The 16,905-nt window shown below is 37.6% G+C and carries 16 protein-coding genes; 13 read left to right on the plus strand and 3 right to left on the minus strand.

Annotated elements, in window-relative coordinates; all coding sequences use genetic code 11:
• The first annotated feature begins 200 nt into the window (after positions 1-200).
• The 4 genes from MHH70_RS14055 to MHH70_RS14070 all read left to right on the plus strand — a co-directional run bounded on the left by MHH70_RS14055 (position 201) and on the right by MHH70_RS14070 (position 3,201).
• Positions 201-995 (plus strand): helix-turn-helix transcriptional regulator, encoded by a 795-nt coding sequence (locus MHH70_RS14055; RefSeq protein WP_107943467.1) that lies wholly within the window; start codon positions 201-203, stop codon positions 993-995.
• Between the two features lie 313 nt (positions 996-1,308).
• On the plus strand, positions 1,309-2,055 hold the full coding sequence (yidC, locus tag MHH70_RS14060) for a membrane protein insertase YidC (RefSeq protein ID WP_066169133.1): 747 nt from the start codon (positions 1,309-1,311) through the stop codon (positions 2,053-2,055).
• Positions 2,056-2,068: 13 nt separating this feature from the next.
• A complete protein-coding gene (locus MHH70_RS14065) occupies positions 2,069-2,317 on the plus strand; it encodes a hypothetical protein (protein ID WP_066169131.1) in 249 nt (82 codons plus the stop codon).
• 32 nt (positions 2,318-2,349) lie between these two features.
• Complete coding sequence (locus tag MHH70_RS14070) at positions 2,350-3,201, plus strand: M15 family metallopeptidase (RefSeq protein WP_342471790.1); 852 nt, start codon at positions 2,350-2,352, stop codon at positions 3,199-3,201.
• A gap of 131 nt (positions 3,202-3,332) precedes the next feature.
• On the opposite strand, the gene cls is transcribed toward MHH70_RS14070, so the two are convergent.
• Positions 3,333-4,790 carry a cardiolipin synthase gene (gene cls, locus MHH70_RS14075; protein ID WP_066169127.1) on the minus strand — a complete coding sequence of 486 codons (1,458 nt, stop codon included), beginning with the start codon at positions 4,788-4,790 and terminating at the stop codon, positions 3,333-3,335.
• A 763-nt stretch (positions 4,791-5,553) separates the two neighbouring features.
• Between cls and MHH70_RS14080 the strand changes: the two genes are divergently transcribed.
• On the plus strand, positions 5,554-5,694 hold the full coding sequence (locus MHH70_RS14080; RefSeq protein ID WP_201261946.1) for an Lmo0850 family protein: 141 nt from the start codon (positions 5,554-5,556) through the stop codon (positions 5,692-5,694).
• 231 nt (positions 5,695-5,925) lie between these two features.
• Here the strand turns inward: MHH70_RS14080 and MHH70_RS14085 are convergent, their stop codons facing one another.
• Positions 5,926-7,119, minus strand: coding sequence for an FtsW/RodA/SpoVE family cell cycle protein (locus MHH70_RS14085; RefSeq protein ID WP_066169125.1), 1,194 nt, complete (start codon positions 7,117-7,119; stop codon positions 5,926-5,928).
• Positions 7,120-7,559: 440 nt separating this feature from the next.
• Here MHH70_RS14085 and MHH70_RS14090 point away from each other — a divergent pair, with 440 nt between their 5' ends.
• From MHH70_RS14090 to MHH70_RS14120, 7 genes are all read left to right on the plus strand, one after another.
• Positions 7,560-8,303: a hypothetical protein gene (locus tag MHH70_RS14090; RefSeq protein WP_107943340.1), complete on the plus strand. Its 744-nt coding sequence runs from the start codon at positions 7,560-7,562 to the stop codon at positions 8,301-8,303.
• 49 nt (positions 8,304-8,352) lie between these two features.
• Positions 8,353-9,423: a D-alanine--D-alanine ligase gene (locus MHH70_RS14095; RefSeq protein ID WP_066169122.1), complete on the plus strand. Its 1,071-nt coding sequence runs from the start codon at positions 8,353-8,355 to the stop codon at positions 9,421-9,423.
• 12 nt (positions 9,424-9,435) lie between these two features.
• Positions 9,436-10,800, plus strand: coding sequence for a UDP-N-acetylmuramoyl-tripeptide--D-alanyl-D-alanine ligase (murF, locus tag MHH70_RS14100; protein ID WP_342471792.1), 1,365 nt, complete (start codon positions 9,436-9,438; stop codon positions 10,798-10,800).
• 313 nt (positions 10,801-11,113) lie between these two features.
• On the plus strand, positions 11,114-11,806 hold the full coding sequence (locus tag MHH70_RS14105; protein WP_342471793.1) for an alpha/beta fold hydrolase: 693 nt from the start codon (positions 11,114-11,116) through the stop codon (positions 11,804-11,806).
• Positions 11,807-12,176: 370 nt separating this feature from the next.
• Positions 12,177-13,682, plus strand: a complete 1,506-nt coding sequence (locus MHH70_RS14110; RefSeq protein ID WP_066169116.1) for a DEAD/DEAH box helicase — start codon at positions 12,177-12,179, stop codon at positions 13,680-13,682.
• A 118-nt stretch (positions 13,683-13,800) separates the two neighbouring features.
• Entirely contained in the window at positions 13,801-14,280 is a 480-nt protein-coding gene (locus MHH70_RS14115) for a PH domain-containing protein (protein ID WP_066169114.1), read from the plus strand.
• Positions 14,273-15,721, plus strand: coding sequence for a PH domain-containing protein (locus MHH70_RS14120; protein WP_342471794.1), 1,449 nt, complete (start codon positions 14,273-14,275; stop codon positions 15,719-15,721). Before MHH70_RS14115 ends, MHH70_RS14120 begins: the two co-directional genes overlap by 8 nt.
• 111 nt (positions 15,722-15,832) lie before the next feature.
• Here MHH70_RS14120 and MHH70_RS14125 read toward each other — a convergent pair whose 3' ends face one another.
• Positions 15,833-16,435 (minus strand): rhomboid family intramembrane serine protease, encoded by a 603-nt coding sequence (locus MHH70_RS14125; RefSeq protein ID WP_107943336.1) that lies wholly within the window; start codon positions 16,433-16,435, stop codon positions 15,833-15,835.
• A 62-nt stretch (positions 16,436-16,497) separates the two neighbouring features.
• Here MHH70_RS14125 and acpS point away from each other — a divergent pair, with 62 nt between their 5' ends.
• Positions 16,498-16,851, plus strand: a complete 354-nt coding sequence (acpS, locus tag MHH70_RS14130) for a holo-ACP synthase (protein WP_066169110.1) — start codon at positions 16,498-16,500, stop codon at positions 16,849-16,851.
• The last annotated feature ends 54 nt before the right edge of the window (positions 16,852-16,905 follow it).

Raw genomic sequence — 16,905 nt, forward strand, 5'->3', positions numbered from 1 at the left:
GGGAAGCCTGTGCCATGCAGGGTAGTTAACAGTTGTCACATGACATGATGGTTTTAGGTTAACTACCATGAAACAGCTTGAAAGCATCTGGACGCAACTACATAATAAAGGCGTAATTGATTATGACAAAAATATACATCTTGTTAAACAACTAAGAATCTAGGAAGGTATGAGAGTATTTTTTAGGAAAGATGGGATATATTATGCAACCACAACAATCGATAGCAGGAACAATATCTAAACGTTATTTTCAGGAAATTGATAATATTAATCAATACGATGGTGTGGAAGATTTTTTTGCTATAGAGTCGAGATTATTATTTGAAATTTACCATTTAGAAGAGACAAAGGCGAAAGAATCGTTACGTGCATTAATTGATATTTTATCTATTCGTTTCGGCAAACAAATGATTAAAGCGGTACGCCACTATTTTGTGGTTTTATCATCAATTGTTGCACGCAAGCTACTCGATAATCAAGTACCTCCTAAAAAGGCATTTGCATTTAATTTAGCTTGTGCTGACATGATTGAAAATAAAATGAAGGATGCTGAATTTTTACAGTTCGCGGATGATTTAATAGAATTTTATGTGTATTTCATTGCGGACCGTAAGCAGCCGACATTTAGCCATCAAACTGTTAATAAAGTTATTATGTATATAAATGATGAATTAGAAACAGATTTAACCGTGGAAAATATTGCAAATAACTTTCATATTAGTACAAGTCATTTATCACGTATTTTCCGAGAACATGTTGGCATTACATTGGTTGAGTATTTAAACGTCCGTCGCGTTGAAGAATCACAGTATTATTTGAGGCATACGAATAAAAGCATTACTTCCATTTCAAATCAATTCCATTTTTGTAATCAAAGCTATTTTACGCGTATTTTTAAAAAATATACTGGCGTTACGCCGAAGCATTTCCGAGATGAGCAGCATCACAATTTTTACCGCTTTGAAATGGTTGATAAAAAGATAGAAAATGTTTAATATTTTTAAAAGTGGCTGTTGGGATTGCAAATATATCTCAGCAGCTCTATTTATTTTGATTAATCAAATGACAGAGGGAATTTTTGTCTAACACCACCACCTATGGTAACGACTGAATAACCAGTCGAGCCTCGCACGGATATCGTAGATTTTGAAGGGAGGCTTGCACGACGTAGGCGACTTAACCGTGTTACAATTAACCCGGAAAATTTAGGCTGAGGTTAGCTTTGATGTAATTGATATAGTCAAATAATTGAGCACATGAAAAGATTGCTGTATACTCACCATATTAACAACTTTAGAAGGTGACCGTATGAAAAAAATAATGCTGTTCGGTATGCTAGGAAGCCTAAGCTTACTATTAAGTGGCTGTAAGGCAGTCGAGAACCAAGAAGGTTTTTTTTATAGCTTTTTTGTAAAGCCGATGGATCGATTGCTAGATTTTTTAGGGAATGACCTATTTAACGGAAGCTATGGTATGGCTATTATTGCAATAACAGTAGGTATTCGTTTAATATTAATGCCCTTTATGCTACGCAATTACCGAGCGCAAGCAGCAATGAAGTCGAAAATGGATATTGTAAAGCCGAAAATGGAGGAAATCCAGCAAAAAATGAAAGAGGCTGAATCGAAGGAAGAGCAAGCGAAGATGCAACAAGAAATGCTAGCACTCTACCGTGAACATAATATCAATCCATTAAATATGGGCTGTTTACCGATATTAATTCAAATGCCGATTATTATGGGACTTTACTATGCCATTTTATATTCACCAGATGTGAAGTCACATCCATTTTTATGGTTCAGTTTAGGTTCACCTGATATCATTATGACGGTTATTGCTGGAATTGTGTATATGGTTCAAGCGCAAGTATCGTTATGGACAGTGCCTGAAGCACAAAAGGCACAAATGAAAATGTTTATGTACATTTCACCAATTATGATTGTGATTATTTCATTTTCATCAATGGCGGCATTACCTTTATATTGGTCAATTGGTGGTTTGCTGTTAATCATTCAAACATATATCGGACGAAAATATTATTCAGAGCAGAAATAATGGGGAAAACACTATGAACGAGAAAGTAATATCTATGCTACTAGTCATAGCTAGTAGTGCACTAGCTATATTTTTTATTATTAAACAAAATTTTAATTTAGCCGTGTTGTTTTTAACGGTTATGTTTACATTTTCAAATTTCTTTCGCTATCGTAGCTTTATGCGTCAAGGCTATGTGAAGGAAGCGAAGTGGATGCGGAATTTAGCCATATTTTTTGGCTTGGCAACAGTTGTCGTAGTTTTTATTTTAGTTAAAAAGTGATAGAAAATTAAGTAAGGAAAGTAGGCGCAGGAATGAGGGGCAATCGAACGAAAAAAACAAGTGATACTTGGAAAATCGTTATTATTACAATTACTTCATTATTGATTATTAGTGCCATTGTGTTGACAGTAAAAGAAAAGCAAGAATTAACTAATCCTTCATTACAGTCGCCTGTTGATGAGCAGCAGGATGTAAATAACAATTCTACTGAGCTTCCAACTGAAGTAGATGAACAAGAAGAGTTAGATGAAAAAGATGGCACGCAATTAGAGGAAGAGGAGCAGCCAGTAGAATCAAAGGAGGAGCCAAAACGAACTGAGTATGATGAAAGCGGCTATCCGGTAACGCATATTGAGCCAACGGAACCGACTTACGTGAAGGGTGTTTTAATCGCAAATAAAGAGTACCCTTTACCGAAGACGTATAATCCAGGAGAGAATTCTGAGGCGAAGGTGGCATTAGAAAAAATGCTTGCGGGTGCAAAGGCAGCAGGGTTCAATCTTGTAGCATTTAGTGGTTTTCGCTCCTATGAATATCAAACAACATTATATACAAATTATGTTAACAGAGATGGACAAAAAGCGGCAGATCGTTATAGTGCACGTCCGGGTTATTCTGAGCATCAAACAGGCCTTGCTTATGATATAGGGGAGAAAGGGCGCGAAAGCTTATGGTTGACAAGTGAATTTGGTGAAACGGCTGCAGGAAAGTGGCTACATCAGCATGCTCATGAGTTTGGCTTTATTTTACGCTACCCACAGGGCAAGGAAAACATTACAGGCTATATGTATGAATCATGGCATTTTCGTTATATAGGTCTTGAAATGGCAAAAGCAATTTTCGAAGCAGACATAACATTAGAAGAGTATTTAGGAATAAAATAAAAGAGCTATTAAGCAAATAAAAACTTCACGAATATAATAAAATGGCTGTTGAGAAATGCAGGGATGAGCCTGCTTTCTCAGCAGCCATTTTTTTATTCGGTAGATGGACATGTAGCGATTAAAGATTCATCTTATAAAATGGGTGAAAGTAATCGAGAAATGGATTCTTTAAATTTTACTACGTTTGAACGATTATCGTAAATTTCTTTTGTTAACTCAGTACTGTCGAAAATATCTGACTCAAATGCCTCTGCTAAATAATGCGCAATTGGTCGGTCGTAAATAAAGGCGTTGACTTCGAAATTTAAACTGAAGCTGCGCACATCGATATTGGCTGTACCAACTGAAGCAACCTCATCGTCGATTACGAGCATTTTAGAATGAATGAAACCTTTATTGTATTGATAAATACGTGCACCTGCTTTTAGCAAAAGTCCTACATATGAATAATTTGCCCAATAAACAAAAGGATGGTCTGGTTTGTTTGGAATCATAATTCGCACATCGATTCCGGATAATGCGGCGATACGAATCGTATCTAAAAAGCTGCTATCAGGAATAAAATACGGTGATTGAATATAAATATATTTTTTGGCATCTGCAATTAACCGTAAGTAGCCATTTTTAATAACTGTCCAATCTGTATCAGGTCCACTTGACACAATTTGTAGTGCCGCTGTTCCTTTTTGAGGGATAACAGGAAAATAGCGCTCAGCATATTTTACACGATGATGGTGACTTGCTTGATTCCAATCGAGTAAAAAGCGAGTTTGTAAAGGATGGACGGCGCTTCCCTCAATACGTAAATGAGTATCGCGCCAGTAACCAAACTTTTTGTTTAAGCCTAAATATTCGTCTCCAACATTAAATCCACCAATATAGCCAATGCGTCCATCAATTACAACGATTTTGCGATGGTTTCGATAGTTTAAACGCGGATTAATAAGCGGTAAGATAGAAGGGAAAAATACTTCTATTTCTCCACCGAGATTTAACAGCTCTTTAAACTGCTTTTTCCGTACACTACGTGAACCCATTTCGTCATATAAAATGCGAACTTTCACACCTTGTCGTGCCTTTTTAACCGTCGCATCAAAAATTCGCTTACCTATATTATCAAGCTTGAAAATATAGTACTGAATATGAATATGGTCTTTGGCATGCATAATATCTTGAATGAGTCGCTCAAATTTTTCGGTGCCATCATTTAAAATATCGACATGATTATCTTGTGTTAAAACAGCATGATTCGTAATTAAATTCATATAAATTAAATCTTGATGTGCTTCGATATGCTCTCCACGAAATTCAAGTTTATTTTCTTTAATAGCCTCAATTTGATAATCAATTAATGCTTTAATACCGATGCTTTCGCGCCCTTCCCAACGGTAAAAATGCTTTTTACTAAGCTGTCTACCGAGCAATAAATATAACATGAATCCAACGACCGGAAGGAAAAATAATACTAATAGCCATGCCCATGAAGATGATGGGTCTTTGCGCTCTAAAAAAATAACTGCGATAGCAAATAAAATATTGAGCACTAAAATAATAAGAGCAACAAAGCTAGTTTCTATAACAGTAAGCATAGCAGCACCCACTTCCTAATTTTTTGAATACACGAAAGATATGTACAATACCTTAAATAATAGTAGCATATGTAGACTGTTTTAATAAAGGTATCTCGATGTAGTAATGTTTTTTGTAAGGAGTAGACAGCGGAAGCACATATTTTGTACTGACAAGCACATTTACGGAAGTTTTCCATTACCATCCCAAAAAAGGAGTTGTTCGAAAAGTCCATTTTGTTTTGCCACCGCATTGAAATCAATGTTTTCATCGCTTCCCTTTTACTGAAGGATAACGCTGCTGTTCATCACATTTTTAAAAGAGGCGTTCTCTGTTTATAGGAATCAACATTTTGTGAAACATCATCGCTCCTGTCCAAAATGCCGGCTATGCACGGCTTTTTGGACAGCCCCAGTAATTGATGTAGAATTTGATGAATAAAATAATAGAAATGGAGCATATTGTATAAGTGGGTAGAGAGAATTGCAGTCACAGTTAATATAGGCTAGATAATAATAATTTACGCAGTTGTAACATAATTGATAAATTTTCAAGTGAGAATTAATGGTATGATATGTATAGAAAAACAAGTCAGACCTCTAAAGAGTGAAACTTTCTACTATCCTAAAACGTTATCCTAATTACTACTACTGAATTAGGGTAGGCCTCTAGTAAATGTAACAGATTTTAAAGAAAAGCTTTTTCGGTTTTACTCAAAAAATCTGGAAGTGAGTTAGTGGAGGCATAATTGATATATTCTATAAAAAGGCTGAGGTGGAGCAAATGGCGAAAGAAATCGACTTAAAGAAAATTGTTTCAAATTTATCTAAGTTAGGTGTGAACGCAACTGTTACAAAATCTCGCATCGAGCTTTTGAAAGTATTGACACCACCAGTACAATCACCACAAGCACAACAAGCATAAGAAAGAGTGAAGGAGCCGTCTGAAAAATCATTTTGAGACGGCTCCTTCGTTGTATCATATATTTCGAGCAATAAAAACACGTGGATAAAACTATGTCCTTATCACAAAAATTAAACTCGTCAATTAAACGGACCAGCCGCAAATATATTAAAGGTGTGTAATAAAAGTATTATTTCAAAAACGTCTGAAAAGCATTGCCTCTGCACGCTTTTCAGACGCCCCTACAAGGTTTTATTCATCATCGTCATTACCAGAGAACATATATGTTTTATAGTGGAATCGCATACTAAAGACGAGCCCAATTGCGAGTGTATTCCCCATTAACGAGCTTCCGCCATAGCTAATGAATGGCAATGGGATACCTGTAATTGGAAGAAGTTGAATCGTCATACCGATGTTTTCAAAAACATGGAATGTAATCATTGCGATGATACCGGCACAAACATATGTGCAAAATGGGTCTTTCAGCAGTAATGTCGTTTTAGTTAAATGATAGATTAATAAGAAGTATAAGCAAATAACAAAGCTTGCTCCGACAAAGCCCCAATCCTCGCCGATTACTGCAAAAATAAAGTCGGTATGGTTTTCTGATACGTATACTTCTCGACCTTGAAAGCCTTTACCAAAAATTTCCCCTGAGCCAATCGCATTAAGCGAAGTGATAAGGTGATAACCTTCATTTGAAGAATACGAATATGGGTCGAGCCAGGAATAAATGCGGGCAAATTGATACGATTTGAAACCAAATGTTTTTTCTAAAAAATCCTGCATATAAAGTGCCATCCAAAGTAGTGCACCGCCTATAGCACTACCACCAACAATAACAGGTAATATGATTTTCCATGAAATACCTGCTACAATAATAAGTGCTGCTGTAATGGCGATAAAAACAAGCGATGAACCAAGATCGGGCTGCTGCATAATAAAAGCTAATGGTATCATGAGTGTAATCCCGATTTTAGCAAGTAAAATAAAATCTGTTTTTAATGACCTGATTAAATGCTTTTCATGATGCTTACTAATTAACCTCGCTGTAGCTAAAATGAAAAAGGTTTTCATAAACTCTGAAGGTTGAATACTACCTACACCGGGGATATGATACCAGCTTTTAGCTCCATTTTTTTTTTCAGCAATTTGTCCGACACCGTCGGGCATGAAAAGAAGAACGACTAGCAGTAAAATGCCTATACCATATAAATACCAAGACATTTTTTTGTATTGGTCTGGCTCGAAATACATAACGAAGGAAATAATAATTGCACCTACGAGATACCATTGTAATTGCTTTGGCACAAAATTATAATTTCCGTATTGTCCACCTGTCTGAGCAGATGCTATCGCTAATAAACTAATGGCGAGAAACATTAATAATATGACAGCAAGTGCCCAATCAAAACGCTTCATAAATTGACGATTATTTTCCATAAAATTCACCTTATTCATAAGTGCTTAATTGCATGATTGATATTTAATTCAGTGAATGCTGTAGCTCTCACTGAAAAAAAGGAACTCCTTTTAAAAGACCTGCGTCTTATTGGAGTAGTTAATTCAAAGTTTTGGTGCGAACGACTAAGCTGTATCATGAATATTCACCGAGTTAGCCGAGGCGTAATTGATTTTATCATATTATATGAAAAAATACTGCAAACTAAGTAATATGTAGTGAAATTTCAAGCAATCACAACGGTTGTTTGTTCGATTTTTTACAATTGCACCTTAAGGAAAGTAAAATATTTGCTATTAGTTAGAAGTCGCTGTTTTTGAATCGGTAAGAATTGAGACGATACATTATTTAAAATGTTTCAAAAAAACAAGGAATAGGCATATAATAGGAGTATTATTGGAATTGAAGGAGCGGGTAGGCAGTGGCAAGAAAAATGAGGGCGGCAGAGGATTATATGCACCATTTGTATGTACATATGAATGATGTTGACCACTTTGTGATATTCAGTAGGTTAACACATAAACAATTTCTGTCTTCTGCAGCATCATTAAAAAATTTACTTTTAATAAAGCACGCTTATGAAGATGGTTCTTTTAATATGCATACACTGCTAGATTTTATTTCAACAGAAGATTTACCGGGCTTTGCACGAACGGATTTAAAAGGAGATTTATGTTTATTAGATTTTCACAACGAGCAGCAAGTAAATGAATTAACGCCTCTAGAGCAGGCCGAGCTTTTGTATATTGGTCATAAAAAAGAGCCACTTGCTTCGCCGTTTTTCCAAAAGTTACAAAATCGTTATATTTACTATGCTGCGCCTGAAGATCAAATGACTAAAATATATTTCCGCTTCTTGGCAGATGTGGAGCATCTTATTGCCAATTTATTGAATCAAATGGTGAGGGAAAAGGAAGGCACTGGTAACTTCTGGCGACGCAAATCTGCCAAACGAATACCAGCAATTGATGCAAATGTATTGCGCTCTTGGCGTCATTATATGAAGGAGGGCGCGTTGTTATCGTTAAGCAAGCAAGAGAAGCCTAATTCCAGTTACAGCATTGAAATTAGAACATTACTGGACTACGATTTTCCAGATGAAGTTTGGGACGATTTGAATGATATTATTAAACAGCCGTATGATGAGCAGATTTTAATTAGTTAGTTTTAGAACGTTTTGTGAGGATTAATTGATAATATTAGGGGGAAATAAAATGGTAAAAAAAATAGGGTTAGTATATGGCGGGAAATCTGCGGAGCATGAAGTATCGCTATCGACAGCAACAGCGGTTATTAAGGCTGTCGATTTTACTAGCTATGAAGTGTATCCCATTTATATTACATTGGACGGTGAATGGCGTACAGGTCCCCAATTAACAGCTCCTGTAGAAACTGAGGGGCAATTACAATTTACTAGAGAAGAAAGCAAGCCAAATAATATTACGGAATTTATTGAAGCGCATAATGCTATTCAATTTGATGTCATTTTCCCGCTGCTGCACGGAACAAATGGAGAAGATGGAACAGTACAGGGCTTGTTTGAAGTATTAAATATTCCGTATGTTGGGAATGGCGTATTAAGCTCTGCTGCTGCTATGGATAAGGTTATCATGAAGCAGTTGTTTGAAATAGCAGGCTTACAGCAAGTTCCATATATTTATTTTATACGAAGTGAATGGAAGAGCAATCCGCAAAGTATCGTAGAAAAATGTGAAAAGCAATTAATCTGGCCGTTATTTGTTAAGCCAGCAAACTTAGGTTCAAGTGTAGGAATTAGTAAAGTAAATAATAGTGAGCAGCTAATCGAGGCAGTGGAGCTTGCTCTTCAATATGACCGTAAAATAGTTATTGAGCAAGGGATAGTTGCCCGCGAGGTTGAAGCAGGAGTGTTAGGCAATGATGAGCCACAAGTGTCTGTAGCGGGTGAAATTAAACCTACAACAGAGTTTTACACATACGACTCAAAATATAAGGATGGTTCAACAGCGCTAATAATACCTACTGAACTTTCTACGCAAGCATCTGAGCAACTAAAAGATATGGCAAAGCGTGCATTTAAAATATTAGATTGTGCAGGGCTTGTACGTGCAGATTTCTTTGTTACAGCAGAAGATAAGGTATTGATTAATGAAGTGAATACAATGCCGGGCTTTACACCTTTTAGCATGTATCCATTGCTATGGCAAAATACAGATGTGCCTTATTCGCAATTAATAGATAGATTAATTCAATTAGCTGTAGAGCGCTATGAAGAAAAGCAGCAGCTTCAGTACAACAAAGATTGAGTGGGATAAAACGTGAAAAAAACAATAAAGCAGTTAGCTACATGGTTAAAAATAGATGAGCAAACACATGAGGATGTTGTTGTAACAGGTATTTCAATTGATACTCGTACAATTCAAGCTGGAGATTTATTTGTGCCATTTCGAGGTGAATCAGTGAATGGTCATAAATTTGTTGAGCAAGCATTTGAAAAAGGGGCTGCTGCTTCCTTATGGCTTAACGATGAGCCAAATCCACCAGAGAATCTGCCGTTAATTTTTGTTGATGATGCTGAGCAAGCGCTGCAACAAATGGCTATTGCTTATCGCAGTGAGCATAAGGCGACATTTATCGGTATTACCGGCTCAAATGGCAAAACTTCTGCTAAAGATATCGTAGCGAGTGCATTAGCGCCATATTTTAAAGTGCAAAAAACAATCGGTAATTTCAATAACCAGTTAGGGCTGCCACTTACTATTTTACAGCTTGATGAAGATACGGAAATATCAGTGCTAGAGATGGGCATGAGTGGTTTTGGTGAAATTGAGCTTTTAGCCCGTATTGCGCGTCCACATTTGGCCATTATTACAAATATTGGTGAAGCGCATATGCAAGATTTAGGCTCGCGTGCGGGCATTGCACAAGCGAAATATGAAATTACGCAAGGCTTACTCGAAGAGGGCTTCCTTATTTACGATGGAGACGAACCGTTATTGTGCAATTTAGTGGCGGAGGATGCCTATACGGAGGCAAAAGCATTTGGCTTTAATACGAAGCATGAGCTCTATGCCACTCATATTACAGCTACGGAAGAGGGCAGTAGCTTTACGGTAGATGGTTTAATACAAGGCGATTTTACAATTCCTATTTTAGGTAAGCATCAAGTGAAAAATACGTTAGCTGCGATGCTTATATGTAAAGCGATGAATTTAACAGATGAGCAAATTCGCACAGCACTGGCACAAATTGAATTAACAAATATGCGTATGCAATTAGTGCCAAAGGGTACATTATTATTTATAAATGATGCCTATAATGCTGCACCAACATCAATGCGCGCAGCAGTTGATTTTATGCAAACAACGACTATCCGACCTGAAAAATGGCTTGTGCTTGGTGACATGCTTGAGCTTGGAGATGACGAGCAAGCCTTCCATGAAAATATGGCGAAATATATAGATAAAGCGGCTGTACAATACATTTGTTTATATGGTACTCGCATGAAATGGCTATACGACAAACTGGCTGCAACATTTGATGCGCAGCATATAATCTATAGCGAGACAGACTATATGCCAATCGTTGAAAAAATACAGGCTGATGCTAGTGAGCAGTCCATTATTTTATTAAAGGGCTCGCGCGGCATGAAGCTCGAAACAATTTTGACTTATCTGTCGTAAAGTTGAACGTAAGTAGCTAAGCCTATGGCAATCTTATATTTGATTTCCAAAAGCGAGTGACTGGCAAATCGCTTTAGCATATTGTGTTGTTCATGAATGCGGGGTTAGCATGTTAGGAAATATTTCTGACATGCTATTTTGTTTCTGCAAATTGGGCAATATAAGGTGAAACTTCAATCAGTGCCCCCGCTGAACCAATCGGGCAATTATGGGAAGCTAATCATCCTTAGCGAATTTTCACTTAAGTCTTGAAGTGAGAGTCGTAATGCCCGTTAATGTGGGGTAAAAGAGATAGGAAGGTTGGTGTTGCAAGGTGAAGCAAGGAATTTTATTACTGCATGGCTTTTCGGGTGGACCATATGAAATCGAGCCCTTAACAGAATATTTACGGCAGCATATGAAATGTGACATTGTGACACCTACTTATTGTGGGCACGGGGAGGAACTTTCTATGCGTGGCTATAAGGCACAGCACTGGTTAATGGATGCGGAAATTGCCTATCGCCAGCTAGCTAAAAAGGTCGATGAGATTACGGTTATTGGCTTTTCGATGGGCGGTGTTATCGCTTTATATTTAGCAAAGCGTTACCCTGTGAAAAAACTAGTACTATTAAGTGCGGCCATTAAGTATATGAGCCCAGTCCAAATGTTAGAGGATTTGCGCCAAATGGCAAAAGAGGCAGTAAAAGGACATTTAAAAAATAATGAATTATTTCAACGCTATGAGCGCAAACTAATGACTGTTCCACTAAGTTCGATGGTTGAATTTATGCGCATTGTGAAAAAGGTCGAGCCTTATATTGGGCATATCAATGTGCCCACATTTATTATCCAAGGAGAGAAGGACGGCATTGTTCCGCATATCGCAGCCCATTTTTTATTTGACAGTATTCGAACGGAAGAGAAGCATTTATTTTTATCGGCAAATGGTAAACATCATATTTGTTATAGCGATGATTGTGAAGAATGGTTTTGTGAGGTGCTGGCATTTCTTTGCACAACGTAAAAAGTCAGATTATTAAGTTAAGCATTATCATTGCATACTGTCTGTGCACGTGATAGACTATGTAAAGCAATGGATACATTTTGTGCGAAGACTCTTCAGATTACATAGTGAAGAGTGCTTTTTTTTGAATTTAACGGTTTCATTCTATAGTTTTCATATTTGATGTTGATTACCTAAGTAGAATTAAACCGCTCGGCAACGACCGGGCTTTCCTTTTCATATTAAGAAAGCTTCTGCGCAATGTTCAGGAAGCGCAGAGAGAATTTTTACGTAACGGAAACCGTTCCACATATAGGCTCGATTTTGCCGACACTTCATCTGAAAATGTAACCATTTGTCAACTTATAAGGAAAAAAGGAGATTGAAGAGTTTGACAAATTTTTCAGAATTAAATATTAGTGAATCTACATTACGCTCAGTGAAGCGTATGGGATTTGAAGAAGCAACACCAATCCAGGAAGGTACAATTAAATTTGCATTAGATGGTCGCGATATACTTGGCCAAGCACAAACTGGTACTGGTAAAACTGCCGCATTTGGTATTCCTCTAATTGAGAAAATTGACCCTAAAAACCCAAACATCCAAGCATTAGTTATTGCTCCAACTCGTGAATTAGCAATTCAAGTTTCGGAAGAGCTTTATAAAATCGGATATGATAAACGTGTGAAGTTATTATCTGTATACGGTGGTCAGGAAATTGGGCGCCAAATTCGTGCATTGAAAAACAGACCACAAATTATCGTTGGTACACCGGGACGTATTATTGACCATATTAATCGCCGTACATTAAAGCTTGAAGATGTGCAAACATTAGTACTTGATGAAGCGGATGAAATGTTAAATATGGGCTTTATCGATGATATTAATTCGATTTTAGAAAACGTACCATCAAATCGCCAAACATTACTATTCTCAGCAACGATGCCTCCAGCGATTCGCAAAATTGCGGAAACATTCATGCAGGAGCCAGAAATCGTAAAAATTAAGGCAAAAGAATTAACGGTTGATAATATCGAGCAATATTTTGTAAAAGCACAAGAGCGTGAAAAATTCGATATTTTATGTCGCGTTATTAATGTGCACCAACCAGAATTAGCAATTATTTTTGGTCGTACAAAGCGTCGAGTTGATGAGTTAACGCAAGCATTAAACTTACGTGGTTATAATGCAGAAGGGATTCATGGTGATTTAAGCCAAGCGAAACGTATTTCTGTATTGCGTCAATTCAAAGAAAACCAAATCGATATTCTTGTGGCGACAGATGTTGCAGCGCGTGGTCTTGATATTTCAGGTGTAACGCATGTTTACAACTTTGATATTCCACAGGACCCAGAAAGCTATGTACACCGTATTGGTCGTACTGGTCGTGCTGGTAAGTCAGGTCTTGCTGTTACATTCGTCACACCGCGTGAGATGGGCTATTTACGCATCGTTGAAGAAACGACGAAAAAGCGTATGACACCATTAAAGCCACCTACAACGAGTGAAGCATTAGTAGGTCAACAACAGCAATCAGTTGAACACTTAGTGGAATTAGTGCAATCTGCTGAGCTTAGCGATTACCGCTTATTGGCGGAGGAACTATTAGAAAATTATAATGCAGTTGATTTAATCGCTGCGGCATTAAAATCTGTGACACGTGAGCCAGATGCAACACCTGTAACAATTACAGAAGAGCGTCCATTGCCGATGCGCCGTGAGCGTGGTTCACAACAAGGTCGTGGTGGCAGTGGTCGCAATGACCGCAACCGCCGTAATGACCGTGGTGGTAGCCGTGACCGTGGACGCGACCGCAATCGTCCATCGTCAGACCGCAACCGTGACCGCCGTCGTGAAAGCAGCGGAAGCCGCCGCCCACGCCGTCGCGAAGACTAGTCATTAGAGTGCCAGGCACAAAAACAATTCTGAATTGTTTGCGTGCCTGGCACTTTTAAATTTTTTTGAAACAAATATAGTATTCATACGTATAATGGAAGGGAGAGGAAGTGGAAAAATGAGAACGGAACCAAAATATCAAATTCCTAAAAAAGGATTAACCGTTTGGCGACTATACGGCATACTAGAAACACTAGTAGCTATTATCATTGCTGGAGCAGTTAGTTTTGCTACATACTATTTTGAATGGCCGAAATATATTTATTTTATAGCTGCGGCGATTGTTATTATAATCGCCTTATTAGAAATATGGATTTTTCCAAATATCCGTTGGCGTATTTGGCGTTATGAAGTGCGTGAGCAGGAGATTGAAATTCAAAGTGGCTTGTTTATTGTCAAACGTACACTAATACCAATGGTGCGTGTACAGCATGTAGATACAGGACAAGGTCCAATATTAAAAAAATATGATTTGGCGAATATTTCAATCTCCTCTGCTGCAACAACGCATGTGATTCCGATGTTAATTACGGCAGATGCAGACGAACTGCGTGCTAAAATTTCGGAACTGGCAAGGGTGGCGGAAGAAGATGTCTAAATATAAATTGCATCCTGTATCGGCTATTATTAACTGTGCAAAAGCTTTAAAGGACTCGTTAATTCCAATTGTTATCATTGTTGTAGCAAACGGCTTTAATTTTAGCTTGAATTTTCGTGACGAGCGCTTCTTTCAATCAATGATACCGCTTATCATCTTATCAGCTATTATTCTTTTCTCATTTTTCAATGGCATTATTAAATGGTGGACATTTACTTATTGGTTTGAGGATAATGAGCTGCGGGTTCAGCACGGCTTATTTATTAAAAAGAAGCGCTTTATCCCATATGACCGTATTCAAAGCTTAAATTATAAAGAAGGTATTTTTCACCGTATTTTTGGTTTAGTGCAGGTGTCGGTTGAAACAGCGGGTAATAAGTCTGGAAAGGCAGAGGCTGAGCTTACAGCTATTACACGCGAGGCTGCAGATTTTATTGAAAATGAAACAAAAAAAATAAAAATAGCGCAGCATGTTGTAGAAGGTGAGGAGTTACAGGCAACACGCCTCATTCATAAAATGTCACCAAAGGATTTAGTGGTTTTAGCAACTACTTCGAATAGTATTGGGGTTGTATTAGCTGGGGTATTGGCTGTTGTTTCGCAGTTTTCGGAGTTTATTCCGTATGATTGGATTTATGAAGAGATGGCGCAATTATTACGCTTTGGCTTTTTATTAATTGTTATACTTGCTATTTTTGGTTTATTAATTGCATGGCTAGTATCTGTAGTAATTACATTTATTAACTATTATAATTTTGAAGTATCTGAGGAAAATGAGCGTCTTATTATAACGCGTGGTTTATTAGAGAAAAAACGTATTACGATTCCTTTAAATCGTGTACAAGCAATTAAAATTGTTGAAAACCCATTTAGACAAATATTTGGCTTAGCGGCGGTGATTGTAGAAAGTGCTGGGGGTGGCTTTGGAGGAGAAAAAGATAAAACAGTTGTCTTATTTCCTTTAATTTCAAGAAAGAAAATGGCACAGCCATTGCAGCAGCTATTTCCTCATTTTGACTTGAATTTAGAGGAAGCGATACGACCACCAAAGCGTGCACGACCGTACTTTTATCGGATTGACTTTGTATGGCTTGTCCCGCTAATGGCTGCATTATCATACTTCTTTTTCCCGTACGGTATGCTGTCTTTATTATTAATAATACCTGTATTGCTGTTAGGGCTATGGCAATTTAAAACAGCTCGCTTTAAAATTTCAAGTGAGCAAATTACGATTATGTATAGAACGATTAGTCGCGTAACGTTTATTGCAGAAAAACGCCGCATTCAAATTGCGGAGCAACAGCAAAATTATTTCCAAAAGAGAAAAAGTGTTGCATCAACGAAAATTGTTGTGATGTCAGGTGCGACAGGGGCATCTGCGAAGGCTTATCATATGGATGAGCAATGCATTGATGAGTTAATGCGCTGGTATGAGCGTTAAGTTTTCCAGCTCATAATACGAAATAAAACGACTGTTAGAAGAGCTTGCATTTGCAATGCTCTTCTGACAGTCGTTTGTATGTCAAAAAAGAAATCAATTAGCAGCCGGGCATTATTGTCGCCAACGTAGCATATTTTTAGGCTTAAAATAAAATAGCCCTAGTGCAAAGCCTGTGACTAGTCCACCTAGGTGACTGGCGATATTAATATTTGGCTGTAAAAACGTCATGATTACACTAATGACGATGATTGGAAGAATAATTTGGCGAAGCTGTGGCATGACATGTCGCATATAGAATAAAAGTCCTCCGAACGCCCCGATAATACCAAAAATTGCCCCGCTAGCCCCAACGCTCGCATAGTCTGCATCCTGTGTTACGAATGTAACGATGCCTCCGAAAATGCCTGCAAGAAAATAAATTGTTAGAAAGCGCATTTTGCCAGCGATTTTTTCTAGCTCAGGCCCAAATAAAAAAAGTGAAAACATATTAAATAAAATATGCAAAAAGCCTGCATGCAAAAACATGGACGTAATCATCCGCCACCATTCTCCTGCAGCGATTAAGCCATTGTGGCTAACACCCGCATAAAAAAGCTCAGTGCCAAGACCGGGAATGCGTGTGACAAGATGAGCTATAATATTTAAAGCAATAATAGTTGAAACGACGGGATACATTTTAATATACTGTTGAAAACTTTCTCTACGAATAAACATTTTTCCACCTCGATGTTAATTATACATTGGTTAGGATAAATAATGAAAGGAATAACATGGCGATGATTAAAGGAATTGGATTAGACATCATTGAGCTAACACGCATTGAAAAAGCGATGCAACGCTCTGAAAAATTTATGCTACGTATTTTAACACCTCGTGAGCAAATGCTTTTTGCAAAGCTATCTACTGCAAGACAGGTAGAATTTTTGGCAGGGCGTTTTGCGGCAAAGGAGGCCTATGCAAAGGCCAATGGTACAGGCATTGGCAAAGGCTGTGAATTACAGCAAATTGAAATTTTAAAAAACAAGCAAGGTGCACCCGAATTATTTTTTGATGCTAAGCGTGTAAAGGGCTTTGTAACAATTACCCATACACAAACAGTAGCAGCTGCTCAAGTTGTCTTAATGGAATAAGACATATTTTGACGTAACACTCCATATGCTGAATTACTAGAGCGAAAGTGGAGA

Source organism: Metasolibacillus sp. FSL H7-0170 (assembly GCF_038593115.1).
Classification (GTDB): Bacteria; Bacillota; Bacilli; order Bacillales_A; family Planococcaceae; genus Metasolibacillus; species Metasolibacillus fluoroglycofenilyticus.